The sequence below is a fragment of the Stenotrophomonas sp. a6 genome (assembly GCF_030913325.1).
GTDB lineage: Bacteria > Pseudomonadota > Gammaproteobacteria > Xanthomonadales > Xanthomonadaceae > Stenotrophomonas > Stenotrophomonas maltophilia.
The window spans coordinates 606598-626923 of record NZ_CP133161.1; the positions used below are offsets into that span (position 1 = coordinate 606598).

The following is a 20326-nucleotide window of genomic DNA, read 5'->3' on the forward strand; positions in this document are numbered from 1 at the left end:
AGCAGATTCCATTGGCGAGTCCGTACAATCGCAGGCCGTTTACGCCCAGACAGTAGACTGGGCGGCACCGCGAACGAACCCCAGAGTTTAAACCACCGCCCCATGCTGAAGCTCGACCGATACCTGCTGGGCGATTTCGTCCAGAGTTTCCTGGCTACCCTGATCGTCCTGCTGGTGGTCAGCGTGGGCGGCGTGCTGGTGGACATCCTCGGCAACATCGCCGACGGGCGCCTGCCGGCCAAGCTGCTGTTCTCCCAGCTGGGCCTGCAGTTCATCGCCTACCTGCCACTGATCCTGCCGCTGGCGTTGATGCTGGGCCTGCTGCTGGCGGTGGCCCGTCTCTACCGCGACTCGGAAATGGCCGTCATCACTGCCATTGGCGTGGGCCCCAAACGCCTGCTGCGGCCGCTGCTGATGCTGGTGGTGCCGGTGGTGGCGCTGGTCGGCGCCTGCTCCTTGTGGCTGGGCCCGTGGGCCGGCCGGGTGGCCGAGCAGATGATCATCGAGGCCAATCGAAGCGTTCTGATGGCGGGCCTGGAGCCGGGCCGCTTCACCCAGCTGCCCAATGGTGGCGTGGTCTACCTGTCCTCGATCTCGCCCGATGGTACCCAGCTGGGCCGGGTCTTCCTGCAGCGGCAGAAGGACGATCGTCTGGAAGTGGTGTCCGCCGCAGGGGGGCGCATGTTCTTCGAAGGCGCCCGCCAGCGCTTCCTGGAGCTGGATGATGGCCACCAGGTGGAAGGACCGGTGGCTGGGGGGCTGGATTACCGCCTGGCCACCTTCGCCCGCAACGATGTGGCCCTGCCCGACGGTGCGCAGACCCGTACCGGCGATGATCCGGAACTGATGCCGACCACGCAGCTGTTCGGCGATGCACGCCCGCAGGCGCAGGCACAGCTGCACCGCCGCCTGGCGCCGCCGCTGATCGCGCTGGCCTTTGCCCTGCTGACCGTGCCGCTGGGTCGAAGCTCGCCGCGCCAGCAGCGCTATGGACGCATGATGCTGGCCCTGATGGCCTACATGGTGGGCACCAACCTGATGTTCATCGGCAGCGGCTGGATCGCCAACGGCAAGATCCCGGCCGCGCTCGGCCTGTGGTGGCTGACCCTGCCGCTGCTGGCGCTGGCGATCTGGATGTATGCACGTGATGGCCGCCTGGGCCGCCCGAAGGGAGCCCGCGCATGAGGCTGCGCCCGATGCGTTTCGACCTGTACCTGGGGCGTTCGGTGTTCACCACCGTGCTGCTGACCTGGGCGGTGCTGGTGGGCCTGGACGTGGTGATGGCCTTCTCCGGCGAGTTCAAGGACATCGGCAAGAACGGCTACACGCTGGGCCACGCTGCTGCCTGGGTGCTGTACACCGTGCCGCGCCGTGCCTACACCTTCTTCCCGACCGCTGCGGTGATCGGCTCACTGATGGGCCTGGGCCAGCTGGCGGCGACCTCGGAGCTGACCGCGCTGCGCGCGCTGGGCCTGTCGCGCAAGCGCCTGAGCGTATCGGTGGCAATCGCCCTGTCGCTGCTGACCGCAGTGATGGTGCTCAGCGCCGAGACGCTGGGCCCCTGGGGCCAGGACCGTGCCGATGCGCTGAAGTCCAGTGCCAAATGGGGGCGGGACATCTCCACCACCCGCTATTCCGGCCTGTGGGCGCGCGAGGGCGATACCTTCCTCAGCGCCGCCGGTGGCGAAGAGCAGCTGGTGGGCGACAAGGGCACGCGGTTGATCCTGCGTGACGTGCGCCTGTATCGCATCGCCGAGGATGGTCGGATCGCCTCGCTGACCCATGCGGACACGGCCGAGCATGACCGTGACGGCTGGGTGCTGACCGGCGTGCGCCGCGATACCTTCGGTGAACGTTCGGCCACGCGCGAGGAAGTGGCGCGCGAGCCGTGGAACTCCAAGCTGGACGCCGGCGCGCTGGCCACCGGCATCGCCAAGCCGCGCAACCTCAGCGTGGCCGAACTGCGCACCAGCATCGAATACCGCGAGCGCAACGGTCTGGATGCGCGCGACTACGAGGATGTGTACTGGAGCCGCTGGTTCTACCCGGTGAACGTGCTGGCGCTGTGCCTGGCGGCGGTGCCGTTCGCGTTCGGCTCGCTGCGCAGTGGTGGCATGGGCAAGCGCCTGTTCCTCGGCATCCTGTTCGCGCTGGGCTTCTGGCTGCTGCAGCTGTTCTTCGGCCGCATGGCCGGCGCGTTGAAGTTCGATTACCGCATTGCCTATGCGTTGCCGCCGATCGTGATGCTGGCGATATCGGGACTGCTGTTCCGGCGCAAGTCGGGTTGATTCCCAGGGAGCCGGGCAAGGCCCGGCTGTTTCCGTTTCACTTCAAGGACGAACATGAGCTTCCAACGCTTTCTGCCGTACATCGCGGCCGTGCTGCTTTCTGCCGGCTGCAGCCGGTCCACCGTCGACTTCGAGATCGACAACCCGACGGATGCACCGCTGACCTTGTCGGTCGACCAGCAGGTGCATACCCTGCCGCCGCACACCTCCATGCCCCTGGTCCTGGAGCCGGGCCAGTACCGACTGCAGAGCGAGAAGATCGGCAGCGTACGCATGGTTGTCTACGCCGATGGGATCGGTGGGTTGATCAACCCGGCCATGGCCGAGTACGTGATCGTCACCGAGCAGTACGTCACCAGCAAGACCAACTCCGGTGGCCTGGCGTCGAAGATCGAACTGAACGACGTGGAGATCGAGGGCCCCTACGTGAAGGCGACCGGTATGTTCATTCCGCGTCGTTGGGACGTTGGGCTGATGGGGGAGCTGCCCGATACGGTGGTGTCCAACAGCCCGGATACCTCGTCCGACTACCGGACCAAGCTCTACAACGTGCCCGGCTTCTTCAAGTACCTGGACGCCGGGGAAGACCTGAAGGCGGCCTTCGGGCCGGGCGGCTACCAGGTGCCGGCGGCATCGGTGGCATTCACCCCGGCCCAACTGCCGGCGCTCCCGGCGGCCTATGAGGCTCAGGGCAAACCGATGCGCGACCTCTATGCGCGCTATCTGGCGGCCACCGACGCGGGGGAGCAGAGGCGCCTGAAGAAGGCCAGCCTGAAGCTGTGGCAGGACTTCGTAAAGACCCGTGCGCAGTTGAGCGGACAGTCGCCGGTGGCCGATGATGTGCAGGCCAATGCGTTTGCGTCCGCCTTCTTCGACCTCTGGACGCAGCCGGCGGTGATCCTGCCGGACCCGGCGCCAGCCGGCTGATCGCTTCGTTGATCGTGTAGAGCCGAGCCCATGCTCGGCTATCGAGTGCATCGCGAAACTGCCGAGGATGGCTCGACGCTACTGGATGCGCATCAGCGCTTGGGCATGCGCACCACGCGGGTGCCGCTGGCGCGGTCGTGCCAGGTCAGCCGCTGGCGGTCAGCCCATGCCCACCAGAATCCCAGGCCGCCCAGCAGCAGCGACAGCGTGCCCACCACGAAGCGCAGCCAAAGCTGCGTGCGTCGCAGGGGCACGCCATCACTCGATTCCAGCTTCAAGCGCCACGGCCGCATGCCCAGCGTCTGCCCACCACGGCGCCAGCTGGCCGTGGCATACCACCCCGTGACCAGCCAGCACACCGCCCACAGCAGCCACTGCCAGGCGCTGAACGGTGCGATGTTCTCGCGCTGGGCGTGGCCGCTGAAGGTGTAGGCAAGGGTGAACAGGGTGCCGGCCAACATCCACAGCGCCAGCACCGGCAGCGCGTCGTAGACCATCGCCAGCACGCGCCACAGCAGCAATGCACGCGGGCGGGGCAGCTCGGTAGTGGCCGCAGGGGCCGTATCAATGGCGGGGCGGGACATGCGCCGAGCATACGCAATGCTGGCCGCATCCGCAGTGGCCCTCTTATTCTGCACGCATGGCCCTTGTTTCCACCCCCGCCGAACGCCGCCAGCTGGTCCAGCAACTGCCCGAACTGCGCGCCGACGACAGCATGCGCATCCAGCGCTTCCTCGATGCGATCTGGGCCGAGAACGGTCTGGCCCGCGCCACCCTCGACAGCTACCGGCGCGACCTGGAGGGACTGGCGCGCTGGATGGATGGGCGCGATGGTGGCCTGGCCGGCATCGAGCGCCCGGGGTTGTTCGACTACCTGGCCTGGCGCACCCGTCATGGCTGGTCGCCGCGCAGCAATGCGCGGTTGCTGTCGGCGCTGCGGGCGTTCTTCGCCGATGGTGTGCGCCGTGGCGAACGCGGCGAGGACCCCAGCGCGCTGCTGGATCCGCCCAAGCTGCCACGATTGCTGCCCAAGGCGCTGGCCGAAAGCCAGATCGACGCGCTGTTGGCAGCGCCGGATATCGACAGCCCGCTGGGCCTGCGCGACCGCGCCATGCTGGAGTTGATGTACGCCGCCGGCCTGCGCGTGAGCGAGCTGGTGCTGCTGCCGGCCACCGCGGTCAACCTGCGCCAGGGCGTGCTGCGGGTCACCGGCAAGGGCAGCAAGGAAAGGCTGGTGCCGCTGGGTGAGGAATCGCAGCACTGGCTGGAGCGCTATCTACAGGCATCGCGCCCGCTGCTGGTCGGCAAGGGCAAGGTGCAGGCGCTGGCCGATGGGCAGACCCCATTGTTTGTCGAGCCGACGCTGCATGCGCTGACCCGGCAGGCGTTCTGGCACCTGGTCAAGCGCCACGCGCAGGTGGCCGGCATCGACCCGGCGCGGATCAGCCCGCACGGCCTGCGCCACAGCTTCGCCACCCATCTGCTCAACCGCGGTGCCGACCTGCGCGCGCTGCAGATGCTGCTTGGCCACAGCTCGTTGTCGACCACCCAGATCTACACCCTGGTGGCGCGCGAGCACCTGCAGAAACTGCACGCCCGGCATCATCCGCGCGGCTGAGCCGTGTCCTGAACTCCGGCCCCGGGCGGTGCGCGGCGTCGCGGCCCGGTGCCGGTGGCTGTGTCAGAATCCGGGGTCTTCTTCTGTCGCGGACTGCTCCATGCTCCGATTTGCCATCGCCGCCGTGTTCGGTGCGCTCAGCCTGACTGCCTGCGCCCAGCCGGCCCCGCCAGCCGCCAAGGCGCCTGCCGCTGCTGCCAAGCCCGGCCCGGCCGCCAACGCGCCTGCCGACCAGGCCGTGCGCGCCGCGTTGACTGCCCTGAACCCCGGTTTCAAGGTGGACTACATCGGTGCCGCGCCGTTCCCCGGCTTCCGCGAGGTGGTCGTTTCCGGCCAGCTGCTGTACGTGTCCGACGACGGTCGCTACCTGTTCCAGTCGCAGCCTTACGACACCCGTGCCAAGGGCCCGGCCAACAGCGAAGGCCTGCTCGGCTACCGTCGCGATCTGCTGGCCAAGGCCAACCATGGCGACCGCATCGTGTTCGCCGCGCCGAATGCCAAGTACACCATCAGCGTGTTCACCGACATCGAGTGCGGCTACTGCCGCAAGCTGCACCAGGACATCGCCGAGCTCAACCGCAACGGTATCTCGGTGGAGTATCTGGCATTCCCGCGCATGGGCCTCGGCAGCAAGGACTACACCGACATGATCTCGGTCTGGTGTGCGGCCGATCGCCGCCAGGCACTGACCAACGCCAAGCGCGGTGGCAGCGTGCCGGCAAAGAACTGCACGAACCCGGTGGCGATGCAGTACGCACTGGGCCAGCAGCTGGGCGTGAACGGCACGCCGGCGATCTTCGCGCCGGACGGCACCCAGCTCGGGGGCTACCTGCCGCCGGCGCAGCTGCGCGCGGCGCTGGAAAAGCTGTCGGCCAAGCGCTGATCGCCGCCGACCTCTACAGGTGGGAGGCCGGGGATGCGTGCCGCATCCCCGGCTTTTTTCTTACTTCAGGCCATCACTGACCGCCTTGGTCAGCGTGCCCTGTGCATCGTCACCACTGAACTCCCAGACGAACGCGCCGCCCAGGCCCTGGGTCTTCACGTAACCCATCTTGCGGGTGATGTTGGCCGGGGTGTCGAAGCTCCACAGCGTGCTGCCGTTGTAGATCCAGGTGGCACCGGCGGTGTTGTCGGTGTAGCCCGGCCACGCCAGGTTCTTCAGCACCTTCCAGTCCTCGATGCCGGCTTCATACGTGCCCGGGGCAGCGCCGGTCGCGGTCTGGTACAGGCCGTTGTTGGCGTTGGCCACACCGGTCCAGCCACGCCCGTAGTAGCCGATGCCCAGGTTGAGCTTGGCGGCAGGCACGCCACGGCTGATGAAGGCCTCGATGGCGTCGTTGCTGTTGTACAGCTTCTGGTCGCCGGTGGACGGATCATTCGGCGAATCAAACAGCGCCGACTGGTGATTGGTCTTCGCATCCCACGCGCCGTGGAAGTCGTAGGTCATCACGTTGATGTAGTCCAGGTACGGGTGGTACGCGGCCGGGTCGGTGACGCGGATCTTGTCGATGCCGGCACCCACCGCTACCGTCAGCAGCAGGCCCGGACGCACTGCATCGAGCTGGCGGCGGAACTCGGCCATCAGCGCGGTGAAGTTGGTGTTGTCTTCCGGCTTGCCGCATTCGATGCCGCACGCCACCGGGTATTCCCAGTCGATGTCGATGCCGTCGAACACGCCCAGCGCGGCACCGGCACCACCGGCACCGTCGGTTACCGGCAGGTTGCCCTTGATGTAGGCATCGATGCACGAGGCGACGAAGGCCTGGCGGTTTTCCGGGCGCGCCGCGCTGGAGAAGCCGCGCGACCAGGTCCAGCCACCCAGCGAGATCAGCACCTTCATGCCGGGGTACTTGGCCTTGAGCTGCTTGAGCTGGTTCCAGTTGCCGCGCAGCGGCTGGTCCCAGGTATCGGCGCTGCCGCTGACACTCTCGGCGGCACTGAAGGCCTTGGTGTAGTCGGCGAAGGCATCACCACCGGCACCGCTGTTCGGATCCGACGGCTGGGTGACGCCGACTTCGCAGCGGTTGTTGCGCACGTTGCCGAAGGCGTAGTTGATGTGGGTCAGGCGCGCGGCCGAACCGCTGCTGTCGATGTTCTTGACCCGGTAGTTGCGGCCGTAGATGCCCCACTGGGTGAAGTAGCCGATGACCCGCTTGCCGGTGGTGCCGCCGTCGCCGGCCAGCGTGGTGGCGCTGATCTCGGTGCCCTGCGCGGACGCGTTGCCGGCGTTGTCGCGGGCACGCACACGGTAGCGGTAAGTGGTCGATGCAGTCAGGCCGCCATCGACGTAGCTGGCACTGGATGGTGAACCGACCAGGCTGCCGTTGCGGTACACGTCATAGCCAGCCACGCCGCTCCCACCGGTGTTGTCGGTGGACGGGCTCCAGCTGAGCGCGATGCTGTTGGCGGTACGCGTGCCGACCGCCAGTCCGCCCGGCACGCTCGGTGCGGTGGTATCGCCACCGGCGGCGTTGACGGTGATGGTGATGGTCGCGGTGCTGCTGGTGGCGTTGTTGTTGTCGGTGGCTACCGCGCGCAGGGTGTGGCTGCCGGCGCTGGCATTGGTCCAGCTGGCCGCATACGGCGCACTGGTGGCCACGCCCAGCGTGCTGCCATCGCGGAAGAACTCGACCTTGGCGACGCTGCCGTCCGGATCACTGGCGGTAGCGGTCACGTTGACCGTGCTGCCGGCGCTGAAGGTGGCGCCGTTGGCCGGCGAGGTCAGGCTGACCACCGGCGGCTGGTTGGCGCCGCTGCCATCGCAGGCACCGAGGTTGGTGTAATAGGGCGCACCGGCCGGATGGTCCGGCGGCGCGTTCCAGATGTCCTGGTTCGCCCGATAGAGGACGCCTCCTTTCTGCAGGGTATCGCCGGCCCGGTAGATCTTGGCCTGGTCCCACTGGGCCACGCCGGCACAGCTGGCGGCCTGCGCCAGGCCGGGCAGGGCAGCGGCACCGGCGGCCACGGCGAGCAGCCAGGCCAGGCGGCGCGGACGACAGCTTCGGGTCGCACGTTCGGCACTGCGCACAATCGGGTCGTACATGGGTAAGTCTCCGATCAAAGGGCGCGCGGGCCCCGATGGCGCCGCGCGTGACGCAGGTCCGGGCGTCGCCCGGGAAGGCGACGGGTGGGGCCGGACGGAGGTACCTGGGAGGCCGGGGAGAGAGTCCGGCGCCAGGTGGGGACAACGTTGTCATCAATCGCGTGGTCAATCCGTGAGCAAGCGCATGGTTCCGGGATTCGGATGGAGAGCGGCGCTGCGCGCGGTCGGCGGCCATCGGCGGAGCCCCTCGTGGCTGGTCGGGCGCGAATTCATGGGTTTGGCCGGGTGGGTGGGGTCAGGCGGGGACGCCGTGAACCCGTCCCTGGGGGCTTGGCCGCGGCATCCATGCCGCGGACACCCCGCCTGACCCCACCCACCCGGCCTCTGACAGGTTCCTGCGCAGCCAGCCACGAAAGGCAGAACAAAAAATCAAAAGCAGAAGCCGGTCGCTGCGCTCTCCAATGCCTGATTTCTGATGTTCCCTTGTTGCCGGCCAGCGGCCGGCACTACCGGGGAGCATCCACGCATGGCGTGGATCTACCGCAGATCGCGGAAATCTGTCGGAGGCGGGGTGGGTCCGGTGGCGGGGGTGTCCGCGGCATGGATGCCGCGGCCAAGCCCCCAGGGACGGGTTTACGGCGTCCCCCGCCACCGGACCCACCCCGCCATCCCACGGGAACCCCGCTTTTGCTTTGGCCGTTGCTGTTGCTGTTGCCCTGGCCTCGGCGGGTGCCGGGCGCCGCCCGGCCAGAGCCCTTCCCCCGCTTCCGGTACAATGTCGGGCCCGTTTCCCAACTACGGTTCCCCGGACATGATGGTCCTCGAGGGCGCGCCCGCCCTGTCGCCGTTCCGCCGCGAACGTCTTGAATCCCGCCTGCAGTCCATCGCTCCCTCCCTGCGCATCAGCGGTGCCTGGCACGTCTACTTCGTGCAGCCCGAAGGCAGCGTCGCTCCCGACCTCGCCACCCTGTGCCGCATCCTCGAAGCGGCGCCACAGGCCGAGGCCGTGGCCGACGGCGCGGTCAGCCGCATCGTGGTGCCGCGCCTGGGTACGCTGTCGCCGTGGTCGAGCAAGGCCACCGAACTGGTGCGCGGTGCCGGCCAGCCGGTGAGCCGGGTCGAGCGGGGCCTGCGCATCGACGTGCAGGGCTGGCCGGCCGATGCCGACGTGCAGCAGGCCCTGGTCAAGGCGCTGCACGACCCGATGACGCAGTCAGTGCTGGAGACCGTGCAGCAGGGCCAGGCGCTGTTCTCGGCGCCCGCCCGCGGCGAACTGGAACGCGTGCCGGTGGACCAGCTGGAGGCCGCCAACGAGCGCCTCGGCCTGGCCATGGCCCAGGACGAGATCGATTACCTGCGCGAACGCTTCACCGCGCTGGGCCGCTCGCCGTCGGACGTCGAACTGATGATGTTCGCGCAGGCCAATTCCGAGCACTGCCGCCACAAGATCTTCAACGCCAGCTGGACCATCGACGGCCAGGAGCAGGACCGCTCGCTGTTCCGGATGATCAAGAACACCCACCAGCAGACCCCGCAGCACACGCTCAGCGCGTACAGCGACAACGCCGCAGTGATCGAAGGCCATCCGGCGTCGCGCTACCGCCCCGATCCGGCCAGCGGCGAGTACCGTCGTGAACCGCAGGTGCCCAGCGCGTTCCAGATCAAGGTGGAGACCCACAACCACCCGACCGCCATCGCGCCGTTCCCGGGCGCCTCGACCGGCGCCGGTGGTGAAATCCGCGACGAAGGCGCGACCGGCCGTGGCGGCAAGCCGAAGGCCGGCCTGACCGGTTTCTCGGTCTCGCACCTGCGCATTCCCGAGCTGCCGCAGCCGTGGGAAGCGCCGCGCGCGCTGAACCCGCGCATGGCGCCCGCGCTGGAAATCATGACCGATGGTCCGCTCGGCGGCGCGGCGTTCAACAACGAGTTCGGCCGCCCGAACCTGCTTGGCTACTTCCGCAGCTTCGAGCTGCCTGAAGGGGCCGACCTGGTGCGTGCCTACGACAAGCCGATCATGCTGGCCGGCGGCCTCGGCGCCATCGACCGTACCCAGGTCGACAAGATCCAGCTGCAGGCGGGTGATGCGGTCATCGTGCTCGGTGGCCCGGCGATGCTGATCGGCCTGGGTGGCGGTGCCGCCAGCTCGGTGGCCTCCGGCGAAAGCGCCGAGGACCTGGACTTCGCCAGCGTGCAGCGCGACAACCCGGAAATGGAACGCCGCTGCCAGGAGGTCATCGACCGCTGCGTGGCGATGGGCAGCAACAACCCGATCAAGTTCTTCCACGACGTCGGTGCCGGTGGCCTGTCCAATGCCATCCCCGAGCTGCTGCACGACTCCAAGGTCGGTGGCGTGATCGATCTGGGCAAGGTGCCCACCGATGATCCGTCACTGTCGCCGATGCAGTTGTGGTGCAACGAATCGCAGGAACGCTACGTGCTCGGCGTCGCCCAGGAGCGCCTGGCCGAGTTCGCCGCGCTGTGCGCCCGCGAGCGCTGCCCGTTCGCTGCGGTCGGCGTGGCCACCGCCGAGGAACACCTGGTGGTGGCCTATGGCGCCGTGCCGGGCCACACCCCGGCCGATGCGCCGATCGACCTGCCGATGGACGTGCTGTTCGGCAAGCCGCCGAAGATGCACCGCGATACCGCACACCCGCCGGCACCGCGCTGGCCGGCGCTGAAGACCGCGGGCCTGGACCTGCAGGAAGCGGGCCTGCGCGTGCTTGCGCACCCGACGGTGGCCTCGAAGAACTTCCTGGTCACCATCGGTGACCGCAGCGTCGGTGGTCTGACCGCACGCGAACAGATGGTTGGCCCGTGGCAGCTGCCGGTGGCCGATGTGGCCATCACCGTGGCCGACTTCGACGGCGTGGCCGGCGAGGCGATGTCGATCGGCGAGCGCACCCCGCTGGCCCTGCTCGATGCGGCGGCTTCGGCACGCATGGCCGTGGGCGAAGCGTTGACCAACCTGTGCGCGGCCCCGGTCGATGCGCTGGATGAGATCAAACTGTCGGCGAACTGGATGGCCGCGGCCGGCCACCCGGGCGAAGACGCGCTGCTGTACGACGCGGTGAAGGCCGTGGGCATGGAACTGTGCCCGCAGCTGGACATCAGCATTCCGGTGGGCAAGGACTCGCTGTCGATGCAGGCGCAGTGGCACGACCAGGGCCAAGCGCACAAGAGCGTGTCGCCGGTGTCGCTGGTGATCTCTGCGTTCGCACCGGTCGCCGATGTGCGCCAGCAGCTGACCCCGCTGCTCGACCGCGACGTGGAAAGCGAGCTGTGGCTGATCGGCCTTGGCGCCGGCAAGCAGCGCCTGGGCGGTTCCATCCTGGCCCAGGTGCATGCCGACCATGGTGACCTGCCGGCGTTCGCCGGCGCTGCCCCGGATCTGGACGACCCGCAGCGCCTGCGTGGCTTCTTCGAGCTGATCCGCGATGCGCGCCAGGCCGGCCTGCTGCTGGCCTACCACGACCGCAGCGACGGCGGTGCCTTCGCCGCGCTGTGCGAAATGGCCTTCACGTCGCGCCTGGGGCTGGACATCACCCTCGATGCCTGGGGCGACGATCCATTCCGCAGCCTGTTCAACGAAGAGCTGGGCGCGGTGGTGCAGATCGCACGCGAAGACCGCGCAGCGTTCGCCGACCTGGTCGAGCGCCATGCACTGACCGAGTGCGCGCAGCGCATCGCCAAACCGACCACCGCACCGGTGGTGCGCGTGTCGCTGGCTGGCGAGAACCTGGCTGAATGGCGCTGGGAGTCGCTGTTCGACGCATGGTGGTCGGTCACCCACGCGGTGCAGAAGCGCCGCGACAACCCGGCCAACGCCGACGCCGAGCGTGAGATCGCCCGTGCCTTCAACGCACCGGGCCTGAAGCCCAAGCTCAGCTTCGACATCAATGAAGACGTGGCCGCCCCGTTCATCAGCACCGGTGCGCGTCCGCGCGTGGCCGTGCTGCGCGAGCAGGGCGTCAACGGCCAGATCGAAATGGCGAACATCTTCGAACGTGCCGGCTTCCGGCCCTTCGATGTGCACATGAGCGACCTGATCGAAGGCCGCGTCGCCCTGCAGGACTTCACCGGCCTGGTCGCCTGCGGCGGCTTCAGTTACGGCGACGTGCTTGGCGCTGGTCGTGGCTGGGCCACCTCGATCCTGGAGCGCAGCGCGCTGCGTGATGCCTTCGCCGCGTTCTTCGCGCGCGAGGACAGCTTCGCCCTGGGCGTGTGCAACGGCTGCCAGATGATGAGCCAGCTGAAGGACATCATTCCCGGTGCCGAACACTGGCCGCAGTTCCGCCGCAATGCCAGCGAGCAGTTCGAGGCCCGTACCGCGCTGCTGGAAGTGGTGGAATCTCCGTCGATCCTGCTGCGTGGCATGGCCGGTTCGCGCCTGCAGGTGGCAGTGGCGCATGGCGAAGGCCAGGCGGTGTTCGACAACGCGGTCGACCAGGCCGCGGCCCGTGTTTCGCTGCGCTACATCGATGGCCACGGCAACGTCGCCAGCCAGTACCCGCTGAATCCGAACGGTTCGCCGGACGGCATCACCGGCCTGACCAGCAGCGACGGCCGCGTGACCATCATGATGCCGCACCCGGAACGCACCCCGCGCGCGCTCAACATGAGCTGGGCCCCGGCCGAGTGGCAGGGTGATTCGCCGTGGATGCGCATGTTCCGCAACGCGCGGGTGTGGTGCGGCTGATCGCACCACACCGCGCAGGCTTCAATGCCGTTGCGTATGGAAAAACCCGCCGTTGATCGGCGGGTTTTTTCTTTGCGCGTGTGAAAATCCTGATGCACCCGCGAGTTACATGGATTTTCAGGCGACAGGGTTACGTCACGCGTCGCTAACAAAATCCTTTCATAAACAGGGAAAATAGTGAACTGCTTCACGGCAATAGGATTTGTCGTGTCAAAGTCTTGACGATCTGCAAAGTTGCCGTTAACACTTGAACCCCGTTTCAGAATCATTCATTTCGCAGTAACCGGTTGGCGCACGCGCTCGGTTTTCTGTCGCTGCGCGCCGTTCGGCAATACCCCGCAGTAAATCACGCGAATAAACGCCCCCAGGGGACGTTGGGCCGGAAAGCCCAGCGGTGGCGTTGCTTTGCCCAAAACCAGTCCAATCAGGAGCCGTACCGATGAATCGGATTTATCGCAAGGTCTGGAACAAAGCATTGGGTCAGTTGGTGGTGGCCTCGGAACTGGCTTCCTCCGACAGCAGCAGCGGTGGGGTCGTCGACCAGCGCCGCGGTGCGACACAGGCCACGCCCGCACTGCTGGCGGTGGCACTGGGCCTGGTATTGGGATTGGGCATGAGTGGCTCTGCCACCGCACAGTCGGTGCAGATCGGCGGTAGCGCCACCTGCGTGGCATTCAGCGGCAAGCTGCTCGAAAAGTGCCTGATCGAAGGCTCGGCCACGGCCAAGGGCAGCAATGCGGTGGCGATCGGCAGCAACAGCAGTGCCAGTGCGGCCAACAGCGTGGCGCTGGGCGCCGGCTCCAAAGCCACGCGTGCCAACACCGTCTCCGTCGGCGATGCCGGCAAGGAACGGCAGGTCACCAATGTCGCCGCAGGCACGCAGGCGACCGACGCAGTGAACAAGGCGCAGCTGGACGCGCAGGCGCGCGCCACGCAGGCCGCGCTGGCCGACGTGGCCGCCGACGGCAACCGGTACTTCAAGGCCGACGGCGCAGGCGATGACAGCGACGCGGCGAAGATCGAGGGTGAAGGCGCACTGGCCGCCGGTGCCGGTGCGCAGTCGCTGGCCAACGCCACCACTGCCATCGGTACCCAGGCCATTGCCGCAGGCATCGGCGCCAGCGCATTCGGCCAGGGCGCGCTGGCGATCGGCGATGCCAGCGTGGTGGTCGGGCAAAGCGCAGCAGCCTTCGGCCTTGGCGATACCGCCGTCGGTGCCAGCGCGTACGCCGCCAGCGAAAACGGTGCAGCAACGGCACTGGGTGCACTGTCCGAAGCCACCGCCGATGGCGCGACCGCCGTCGGTGGCGGTGCCGTAGCGATGGGCCCCGGCAGTACCGCATTGGGCCGCGGCGCCACGGCTGCCAACGAAGCCTCGATTGCAGTCGGTGCGTTCAGCACGGCCGTCGGTGAATACAGCACCGCGCTGGGCTCCAATTCGGCCGCGGTCGCTACCGGCAGCGTGGCGTTGGGCGCCGGTTCGCTGGCTGACCGTGTCGATACCGTGTCCGTCGGTGCCGCCGGATATGGCCTGACCCGCCAGATCACCAGCGTTGCCGCCGGCACCGAAGATACCGATGCGGTCAACGTTGGCCAGTTGAAGGATGTTGCCGCAGTGGCCGATGCCACCGCCAAGCGCTTCCAGGCCACCGGCAGCAGCAACAGCGATGCCGGTGCGCTCGCTGAAGGTGACGACGCGCTGGCCGCAGGCGAGGCCGCCAATGCCATCGGCACTGGCACCACGGCGGTCGGTGCCGGTGCCACTGCCGTTGCGCAGAACGCGACTGCGGTGGGCAACAACGCGCTGGCCTCGGGCCAGAACAGCGCGGCATTCGGCAACAACGCGCAGGCCAACGGACCGGGCAGCGTGGCCGTCGGTGGCGCTGCGGTGGATGCCAACGGCAACCCGCTGATCACCAGTGGTGGCGTGCCGGTGGTCACCGGCGCCACCAGTGCCGGCGTGGGTGGCACGGCCGTCGGCGCCAGCGCCGATGCCAGCGGTTTTGCCGCGTCGTCCTATGGCGTGGGGGCCTATGCGTCCGGCGCGCAGGCGTCGGCGTTCGGTGCGGTCTCCAATGCCATCGGTGATTACTCCACGGCATTGGGTACGCAGAGCAATGCCACGGGCACCAGCAGCGTCGCCATTGGTGGCCCGGCCGACCTGATTCCCGGCCTGGGCTTCTTCGTACAGACACAGGCCAGTGGTGAGGCCGCGACCGCGGTGGGTGCCGGCGCCATCGCCAGCGGCGACCGTGCCGTGGCCAACGGCAGCCTCAGCGAAGCCTCCGGCGCCGAAGCCACCGCGGTGGGCTACTTCGCCTATGCGCCGGGCGAGAACGCCAGCGCGCTTGGCGCGCAGACCTGGGCCAGTGGTGCGCAGAGCACCGCAGTGGGCTACTACGCTACGGCACGCGGCGCCAACAGCGTCGCGCTGGGCGCGAACTCCGAAGCGGTGCGTGCCAACAGCGTGGCCGTCGGCAGTGCCGGCAACGAGCGGCAGATCACCAGCGTTGCAGCCGGCAGTGAAGCCACCGATGCGGTGAACAAGGCGCAGCTGGATGCGGTGGCCAGCACCGCCGACAGCACCGCGCGCTTCTTCCAGGCCCAGCCTGAAGCTGGCAGTGATGCCGGTGCGCTGGCGGAAGGCGAGGGTGCCATCGCGGCCGGTTCGTCGAGCAATGCGATCGGTGCCGGCGCGGTTGCACATGGCGCGGCCGCGTCGGCCATCGGCGATGACAGCGTGGCGGTGGGCCGCAACAGCACGGCCACCGGCGATGGCGGTGTCGCCATCGGTGGCCTGGGCCAGGCCTACGACGAGTTCAACCAACCCATCATCGGTGCAGATGGCAAGGCGCAGCAGGTGGGTACCACGGCCGTGGCCGATGCCACGGCGGTCGGCAGCGCTGCGCAGGCCAGCGGTGCAGCCAGCAGCGCCTTCGGCAATGCGGCCAAGGCCAGTGGTGACAACAGCTTCGCCGCCGGCGGCAAGTCGCGCGCCACCGGCGCGTATGCGGTGGCGGTGGGTGACAGTGCGTTTGCCAGCAGCGATGACAGTACCGCGGTGGGCGGCTACAGCTGGGCCACCGCCAGCGGCGCCAGCGCCTTTGGTTCCGGTGCGTGGGCGACCGCCACCAATGCCTCGGCGTTCGGCAACGCGGCGTGGGCCAGCGGCGCTGGCGCCACGTCGATCGGTTACAACAGCTGGGCCAACGGAACCAGCGCCACCGCAGTCGGCCGTGGTGCCTTCGGCTATGGCGACAACAGCGTGGCGCTGGGCTTCCAGGCACTGGGCAACAGCATCAACAGCATCGCCATCGGCACCAACACGGTGGCCGGCGGCGAAAGTGCGATCGCGCTGGGTGCGGGCAGCAATGCCAGTGCCAGCAACGCCGTCGCACTCGGCGCGGGCTCGGTCGCCAACCGCGCACGCACGGTGTCGGTGGGCAGCAGCGGCAACGAGCGCCAGGTCACCAACGTCGCCGCCGGTACCCAGGCCACCGATGCGGTGAACAAGGCACAGCTGGATGCGGTGGCAAGTACCGCAGCAACCACCAGCCGCTTCTTCCAGGCCAGCGGCAACGGCGACGATGTGGCGGGTGCGCTGGTGGAGGGCGACAACGCACTGGCCGCAGGTGATGCAGCCAACGCCATCGGCAATGGCGCCACCGCGCTTGGCAGCGGTGCCAATGCGCTGGCCGGCAACGCGCAGGCGATCGGCTTCAACGCGCTGGCGACCGCCGCCAATGCCAGTGCCGTAGGCGCCAATGCACAGGCTACCGGCGAATACGCCACCGCGCAGGGTGCGGAAAGCGAAGCCAGCGGTGAGCAGAGTGCAGCGTTCGGCGCGGCCAGCATCGCCAGCGGCGCAGGCAGCACCGCCAGCGGTGCCTTGTCCGAAGCCTCCGGCGAAGAAGCCGTAGCCGTGGGCTACTTCAGCAACGCCAGTGGCAGTGGTGCCACCGCGGTCGGCAGCGAGAGCGTGGCCAGCGGCACGGCTGCGGCAGCGTTCGGTATCGGTGCCGAAGCCACCGGTGGTTACAGTACCGCCATCGGCGGCTACGCACAGGCCTCGGCCTTCAATGCCACCGCCTTCGGCAACTTCGCCAACGCCTCGGGTTCCAACAGCGTGGCCCTGGGCGGTGATTCGCAAGCGTCCGGCGCTTACAGCACCGCCACCGGCCAGGGCAGCCTGGCCACCGGCACCAACAGCGTCGCCGTCGGTGGCTCGCTGTTCGGTATCTTGGCTACCGAAGCCTCGGGCAACTACTCCACGGCGGTGGGCGGTGGCGCCTGGTCGGGGGGCATCAACAGCACCGCGCTGGGCAATGCGGCGGAATCGCGCGCGGCCAACAGCGTGGCGCTCGGTGCGGATTCGATTGCGGACCGCGACAACACCGTATCGGTGGGCGGCGGCGGCAACACCCGCCAGATCACCAACGTGGCCGATGGCACGCAGGGCAACGATGCGGTCAACAAGAACCAGCTCGATGCCGTAGCCGCCGCTGTGGAGAAGACCAGCAGGCAGTTCCAGGCCAGTGGCAATGCTGATGGTGAAACCGGCGCGCTGGTGGAGGGCGACAATGCGCTGGCAGCAGGTGATGCGGCCAACGCGATCGGCAACGGTGCCACTGCGCTCGGCAGTGGTGCCAATGCGCTGGCCGCCAACGCCACCGCCGTCGGCATCGATGCGCTGGCGACCGGCACCAACGCGGCGGCACTGGGCAGCACCGCACAGGCCACCGGCGAGGACAGCCTGGCCCTGGGCAGCGGTGCCAGCGCCAGCGAAGTGGGGACAAGCGCGGCGGGCGCGCGTGCACAGGCAAGCGGTGTCTACAGCACCGCCAACGGTACCGAATCCAACGCCAGTGGCGCACAGTCCCTTGCCAGCGGCTTCCGCAGCGCGGCCTCCGCCGATGGCACCACAGCGGTGGGTGGCTATGCCGAAGCAACCGGTCGCCTTGGCACCGCACTCGGCTACGGCTCGGCTGCCAGCGGTGCCAACACCACGGCGGTGGGCTTCGGGGCCGCGGCGGCGGGTACCGGCGCGGTTGCGGTGGGTCAGTCGAGTGAAGCCAGCGGTGCGGAAAGCGTGGCGATCGGCGGCAGCACCTTCTTCGGCCTGATTCCGTCGCGCGCCAGTGGCACCGGTGCGGCAGCATTCGGTGCCGGTGCATGGGCCACCGAGGATTACGCTACCGCCATCGGCTGGAATGCCTGGTCGGCAGGCACCAACGCCACGGCGCTCGGTGCCAATGCCACCGCCAATGGCAGCAACAGCGTTGCGCTCGGTGCCGGTTCCAAGGCTGACCGCGACAACACGGTGGCCGTTGGCAAGGCCGGCAGCGAACGCCAGGTCACCCACGTTGCAGCCGGTACCGAAGCCACCGATGCGGTGAACAAGGGCCAGCTCGACGCCGTTGCCAGTGTCGCCGACAAGACCAGCCGGCAGTTCCAGGCCAGCGGCAATGCCGATGGCGAGGCCGGTGCACTGGTCGATGGCGAAAATGCGCTGGCGGCCGGCAATGCGGCCAATGCGATCGGCAACGGTGCGACCGCGCTGGGCAGCGGCGCCAACGCCATGGCCACCAACGCCACGGCGGTTGGCTTCGATGCACTGGCCACCGGCAACAACGCTGCCGCACTGGGCAATGCTGCGCAGGCCAGTGGTGTCGACAGCGTTGCGCTGGGCAGTGGCGCCAGCGCCAGTGAAACCGGCGCCAGCGCCACTGGCGCCGGGGCCCAGGCCAAGGGCCCCTACAGCACGGCCAACGGTGCGCAGGCCACGGCTACCGGCACGCAGTCGCAGGCCAATGGTTTCCGCGCCAGTGCCTCGGCCGATGGCGCTTCGGCGCTGGGCAGCTATGCCGAAGCCAGCGGCCGCCTGGGTACCGCGGTCGGTTACGGCAGCAAGGCCACCGGTTTGAATGCCACGGCGGTGGGTGTCAGTGCCAACGCTTCGGCTGCCGGCAGTGTCGCACTGGGTGGAGGCTCGGTGGCCGATCGTGCCAATACCGTGTCCGTCGGCAGTGCCGTCAACAACCGGCAGGTCACCAATGTCGCCAACGGTACCGAAATCAATGACGCAGTGAATCGCGGGCAGCTGGACGCCGTTGCGTTCACCGCCAACACCACCAACCGATATTTCCGCGCCAATGGCACGGGAACCGCGAACGCCATCGGTACCGATTCGGTAGCGATGGGCTCGGTGGCCAATGCGGCGGGCGCACGCAGCATCGCGCTGGGTGCCAATGCCACGGTGTCTGCCTCCGGCGCACTGGCCGTTGGCGCCGGTGCGGGTGCGGTCGGCGTCAACTCGGTTGCAATCGGTGCTGGAGCGCGTGCGCTGGATGCCAATGTTGTGTCGGTGGGCAGTGGCAACCCCACCGATGGCCCGGCCACCCGCCGCATCGTCAACGTGGCTGATGGCCGCATCGCTGCCGGCAGCAGTGACGCGGTGACCGGTTCCCAGCTCAATGTCACCAACCAGCGCGTGGGCGCGGTGGAAACCCGCGTCGGTGATTTCGATTCGCGCATCGCCACCGTGGAGACCACGGCGGCCAGTGCGGTCGGCTACGACGACGCCAGTCGTGACCGCCTGACCCTGTCCGGCTTCCAGGGCACCACCATCGACAATGTCGGTGCCGGCAGCATCGCCGCTGGCAGCCGCCAGGCGATCAATGGCGGCCAGCTGTTCCAGTCGCTCAGCGATGCCGCCAGCTTCCTCGGCGGCGGTGCCAGCGTCGGCATGCAGGGCGTATTCGTGGCACCGAACTATGTGATCCAGGGCGCCACCTACAGCAACGTCGGCGATGCATTGGGTGCGCTGGACCGCAAGGTCAGTGAGATTGACCGCCGTACTGCGGGTGGCACGCGTGCAGGTGCCGCCAGCCTGCGCGCAATGAGTGCCTCGCTGGATGAAAGCGCACTGGCCAGCGTTGCCGAAGCACCGGCGGCGGCCGATGCGGCACCGGCCAGCAGCGCACGCGTGCAGGGCACGCCGACCGCTGCGGCGGCGGGTGCGGGCATCCCGGTGGGCACCCCGGCATCGGGCCTCAACGCGGTCGCCATGGGCGACGGCGCAGTGGCCAGCGGCGCCTCGTCCACCGCCATCGGCCAGGGTGCCAATGCCACCGCTGCGAACGCGGTGGCGCTGGGCCAGGGCTCGGTCGCTGATCGTGCCAACACGGTCTCGGTGGGCAGCGAAGGCAACGAACGCCAGGTCACCAACGTGGCAGCCGGTACCACCGCCACCGATGCGGTCAACAAGGGCCAGCTCGATCGTGGCATGGCTACCGCCAACAGCTACACCGACAGCCGCGTGCAGGCCGTCGCCGACAGCTTCGATGTGTTCAAGGGCGAGGTCGACGGACGCCTGCGCCACATGGATCGCCGCATCGACCGCCAGGGCGCGATGAGCGCGGCGATGCTCAACATGGCCACCAGTGCTGCCGGCATCCGTACCCAGAACCGGGTCGGCGTCGGCATCGGCTTCCAGGGCGGTGAATCGGCACTGTCGCTGGGTTACCAGCGTGCGATCAGCGATCGCGCCACGGTGACGTTCGGCGGCGCCTTCAGCAGCGACGACAGCTCGGTCGGCGTCGGTGCCGGCTTCGGCTGGTAAGCCACTCCATCGCGCCGGCGGCCACCCACGCCGGCGCAGCACCTGCAACGAGGGCCTGGGGGGAGGTCACGGCAATCCCGGCTGGGCCGGCCGGGAGTCGTCAAGGAATGATGGCCGCAGTGTTGGTTCGATC

At 68.4% G+C, this 20326-nt stretch carries 9 protein-coding genes; 7 read left to right on the forward strand and 2 right to left on the reverse strand.

Annotated features, from left to right (window positions below; translation table 11 throughout):
- Nucleotides 1–102: 102 nt before the first annotated feature.
- Genes lptF through Q9Q79_RS02825 form a run of 3 tightly spaced genes read left to right on the forward strand, consistent with a single transcriptional unit; the run spans nt 103 to nt 3215 of the window.
- On the forward strand, nt 103–1185 hold the full coding sequence (gene lptF, locus Q9Q79_RS02815) for an LPS export ABC transporter permease LptF (RefSeq protein WP_180855890.1): 1083 nt from the start codon (nt 103–105) through the stop codon (nt 1183–1185).
- On the forward strand, nt 1182–2288 hold the full coding sequence (gene lptG / locus Q9Q79_RS02820; RefSeq protein ID WP_138970079.1) for an LPS export ABC transporter permease LptG: 1107 nt from the start codon (nt 1182–1184) through the stop codon (nt 2286–2288). Before lptF ends, lptG begins: the two co-directional genes overlap by 4 nt.
- A gap of 54 nt (nt 2289–2342) precedes the next feature.
- A complete protein-coding gene (locus tag Q9Q79_RS02825) occupies nt 2343–3215 on the forward strand; it encodes a hypothetical protein (protein ID WP_005408016.1) in 873 nt (290 codons plus the stop codon).
- A 92-nt stretch (nt 3216–3307) separates the two neighbouring features.
- Here the strand turns inward: Q9Q79_RS02825 and Q9Q79_RS02830 are convergent, their stop codons facing one another.
- Nucleotides 3308–3799: an RDD family protein gene (locus Q9Q79_RS02830; protein WP_111197587.1), complete on the reverse strand. Its 492-nt coding sequence runs from the start codon at nt 3797–3799 to the stop codon at nt 3308–3310.
- Between the two features lie 56 nt (nt 3800–3855).
- On the opposite strand from Q9Q79_RS02830, the gene xerD reads away from it, so the two are divergent.
- Both xerD and Q9Q79_RS02840 read left to right on the forward strand, forming a co-directional pair.
- Nucleotides 3856–4833 (forward strand): site-specific tyrosine recombinase XerD, encoded by a 978-nt coding sequence (xerD, locus tag Q9Q79_RS02835; protein ID WP_024958537.1) that lies wholly within the window; start codon nt 3856–3858, stop codon nt 4831–4833.
- A gap of 100 nt (nt 4834–4933) precedes the next feature.
- Nucleotides 4934–5716 (forward strand): DsbC family protein, encoded by a 783-nt coding sequence (locus Q9Q79_RS02840; RefSeq protein ID WP_024958538.1) that lies wholly within the window; start codon nt 4934–4936, stop codon nt 5714–5716.
- A gap of 60 nt (nt 5717–5776) precedes the next feature.
- Here the strand turns inward: Q9Q79_RS02840 and Q9Q79_RS02845 are convergent, their stop codons facing one another.
- Entirely contained in the window at nt 5777–7876 is a 2100-nt protein-coding gene (locus Q9Q79_RS02845; RefSeq protein WP_201864119.1) for a glycosyl hydrolase family 18 protein, read from the reverse strand.
- A gap of 811 nt (nt 7877–8687) precedes the next feature.
- Between Q9Q79_RS02845 and purL the strand changes: the two genes are divergently transcribed.
- Together purL and Q9Q79_RS02855 are read left to right on the forward strand one after the other, a co-directional pair.
- Nucleotides 8688–12572: a phosphoribosylformylglycinamidine synthase gene (purL, locus tag Q9Q79_RS02850; protein WP_201864121.1), complete on the forward strand. Its 3885-nt coding sequence runs from the start codon at nt 8688–8690 to the stop codon at nt 12570–12572.
- A gap of 439 nt (nt 12573–13011) precedes the next feature.
- Nucleotides 13012–20193, forward strand: coding sequence for an ESPR-type extended signal peptide-containing protein (locus tag Q9Q79_RS02855; RefSeq protein ID WP_201864123.1), 7182 nt, complete (start codon nt 13012–13014; stop codon nt 20191–20193).
- Nucleotides 20194–20326: the final 133 nt, after the last annotated feature.

What these genes read in the sequence shown, in the direction of transcription:
- Q9Q79_RS02855 (WP_201864123.1), top strand. Translation starts at nt 13,012, where the DNA reads ATGAATCGGATTTATCGCAAGGTCTGGAACAAAGCATTGGGTCAGTTG.
- lptF (WP_180855890.1), top strand. Translation starts at nt 103, where the DNA reads ATGCTGAAGCTCGACCGATACCTGCTGGGCGATTTCGTCCAGAGTTTC.
- Q9Q79_RS02825 (WP_005408016.1), top strand. Translation starts at nt 2,343, where the DNA reads ATGAGCTTCCAACGCTTTCTGCCGTACATCGCGGCCGTGCTGCTTTCT.
- lptG (WP_138970079.1), top strand. Translation starts at nt 1,182, where the DNA reads ATGAGGCTGCGCCCGATGCGTTTCGACCTGTACCTGGGGCGTTCGGTG.
- Q9Q79_RS02845 (WP_201864119.1), bottom strand. Translation starts at nt 7,876, where the DNA reads ATGTACGACCCGATTGTGCGCAGTGCCGAACGTGCGACCCGAAGCTGT.
- Q9Q79_RS02840 (WP_024958538.1), top strand. Translation starts at nt 4,934, where the DNA reads ATGCTCCGATTTGCCATCGCCGCCGTGTTCGGTGCGCTCAGCCTGACT.
- xerD (WP_024958537.1), top strand. Translation starts at nt 3,856, where the DNA reads ATGGCCCTTGTTTCCACCCCCGCCGAACGCCGCCAGCTGGTCCAGCAA.
- Q9Q79_RS02830 (WP_111197587.1), bottom strand. Translation starts at nt 3,799, where the DNA reads ATGTCCCGCCCCGCCATTGATACGGCCCCTGCGGCCACTACCGAGCTG.
- purL (WP_201864121.1), top strand. Translation starts at nt 8,688, where the DNA reads ATGATGGTCCTCGAGGGCGCGCCCGCCCTGTCGCCGTTCCGCCGCGAA.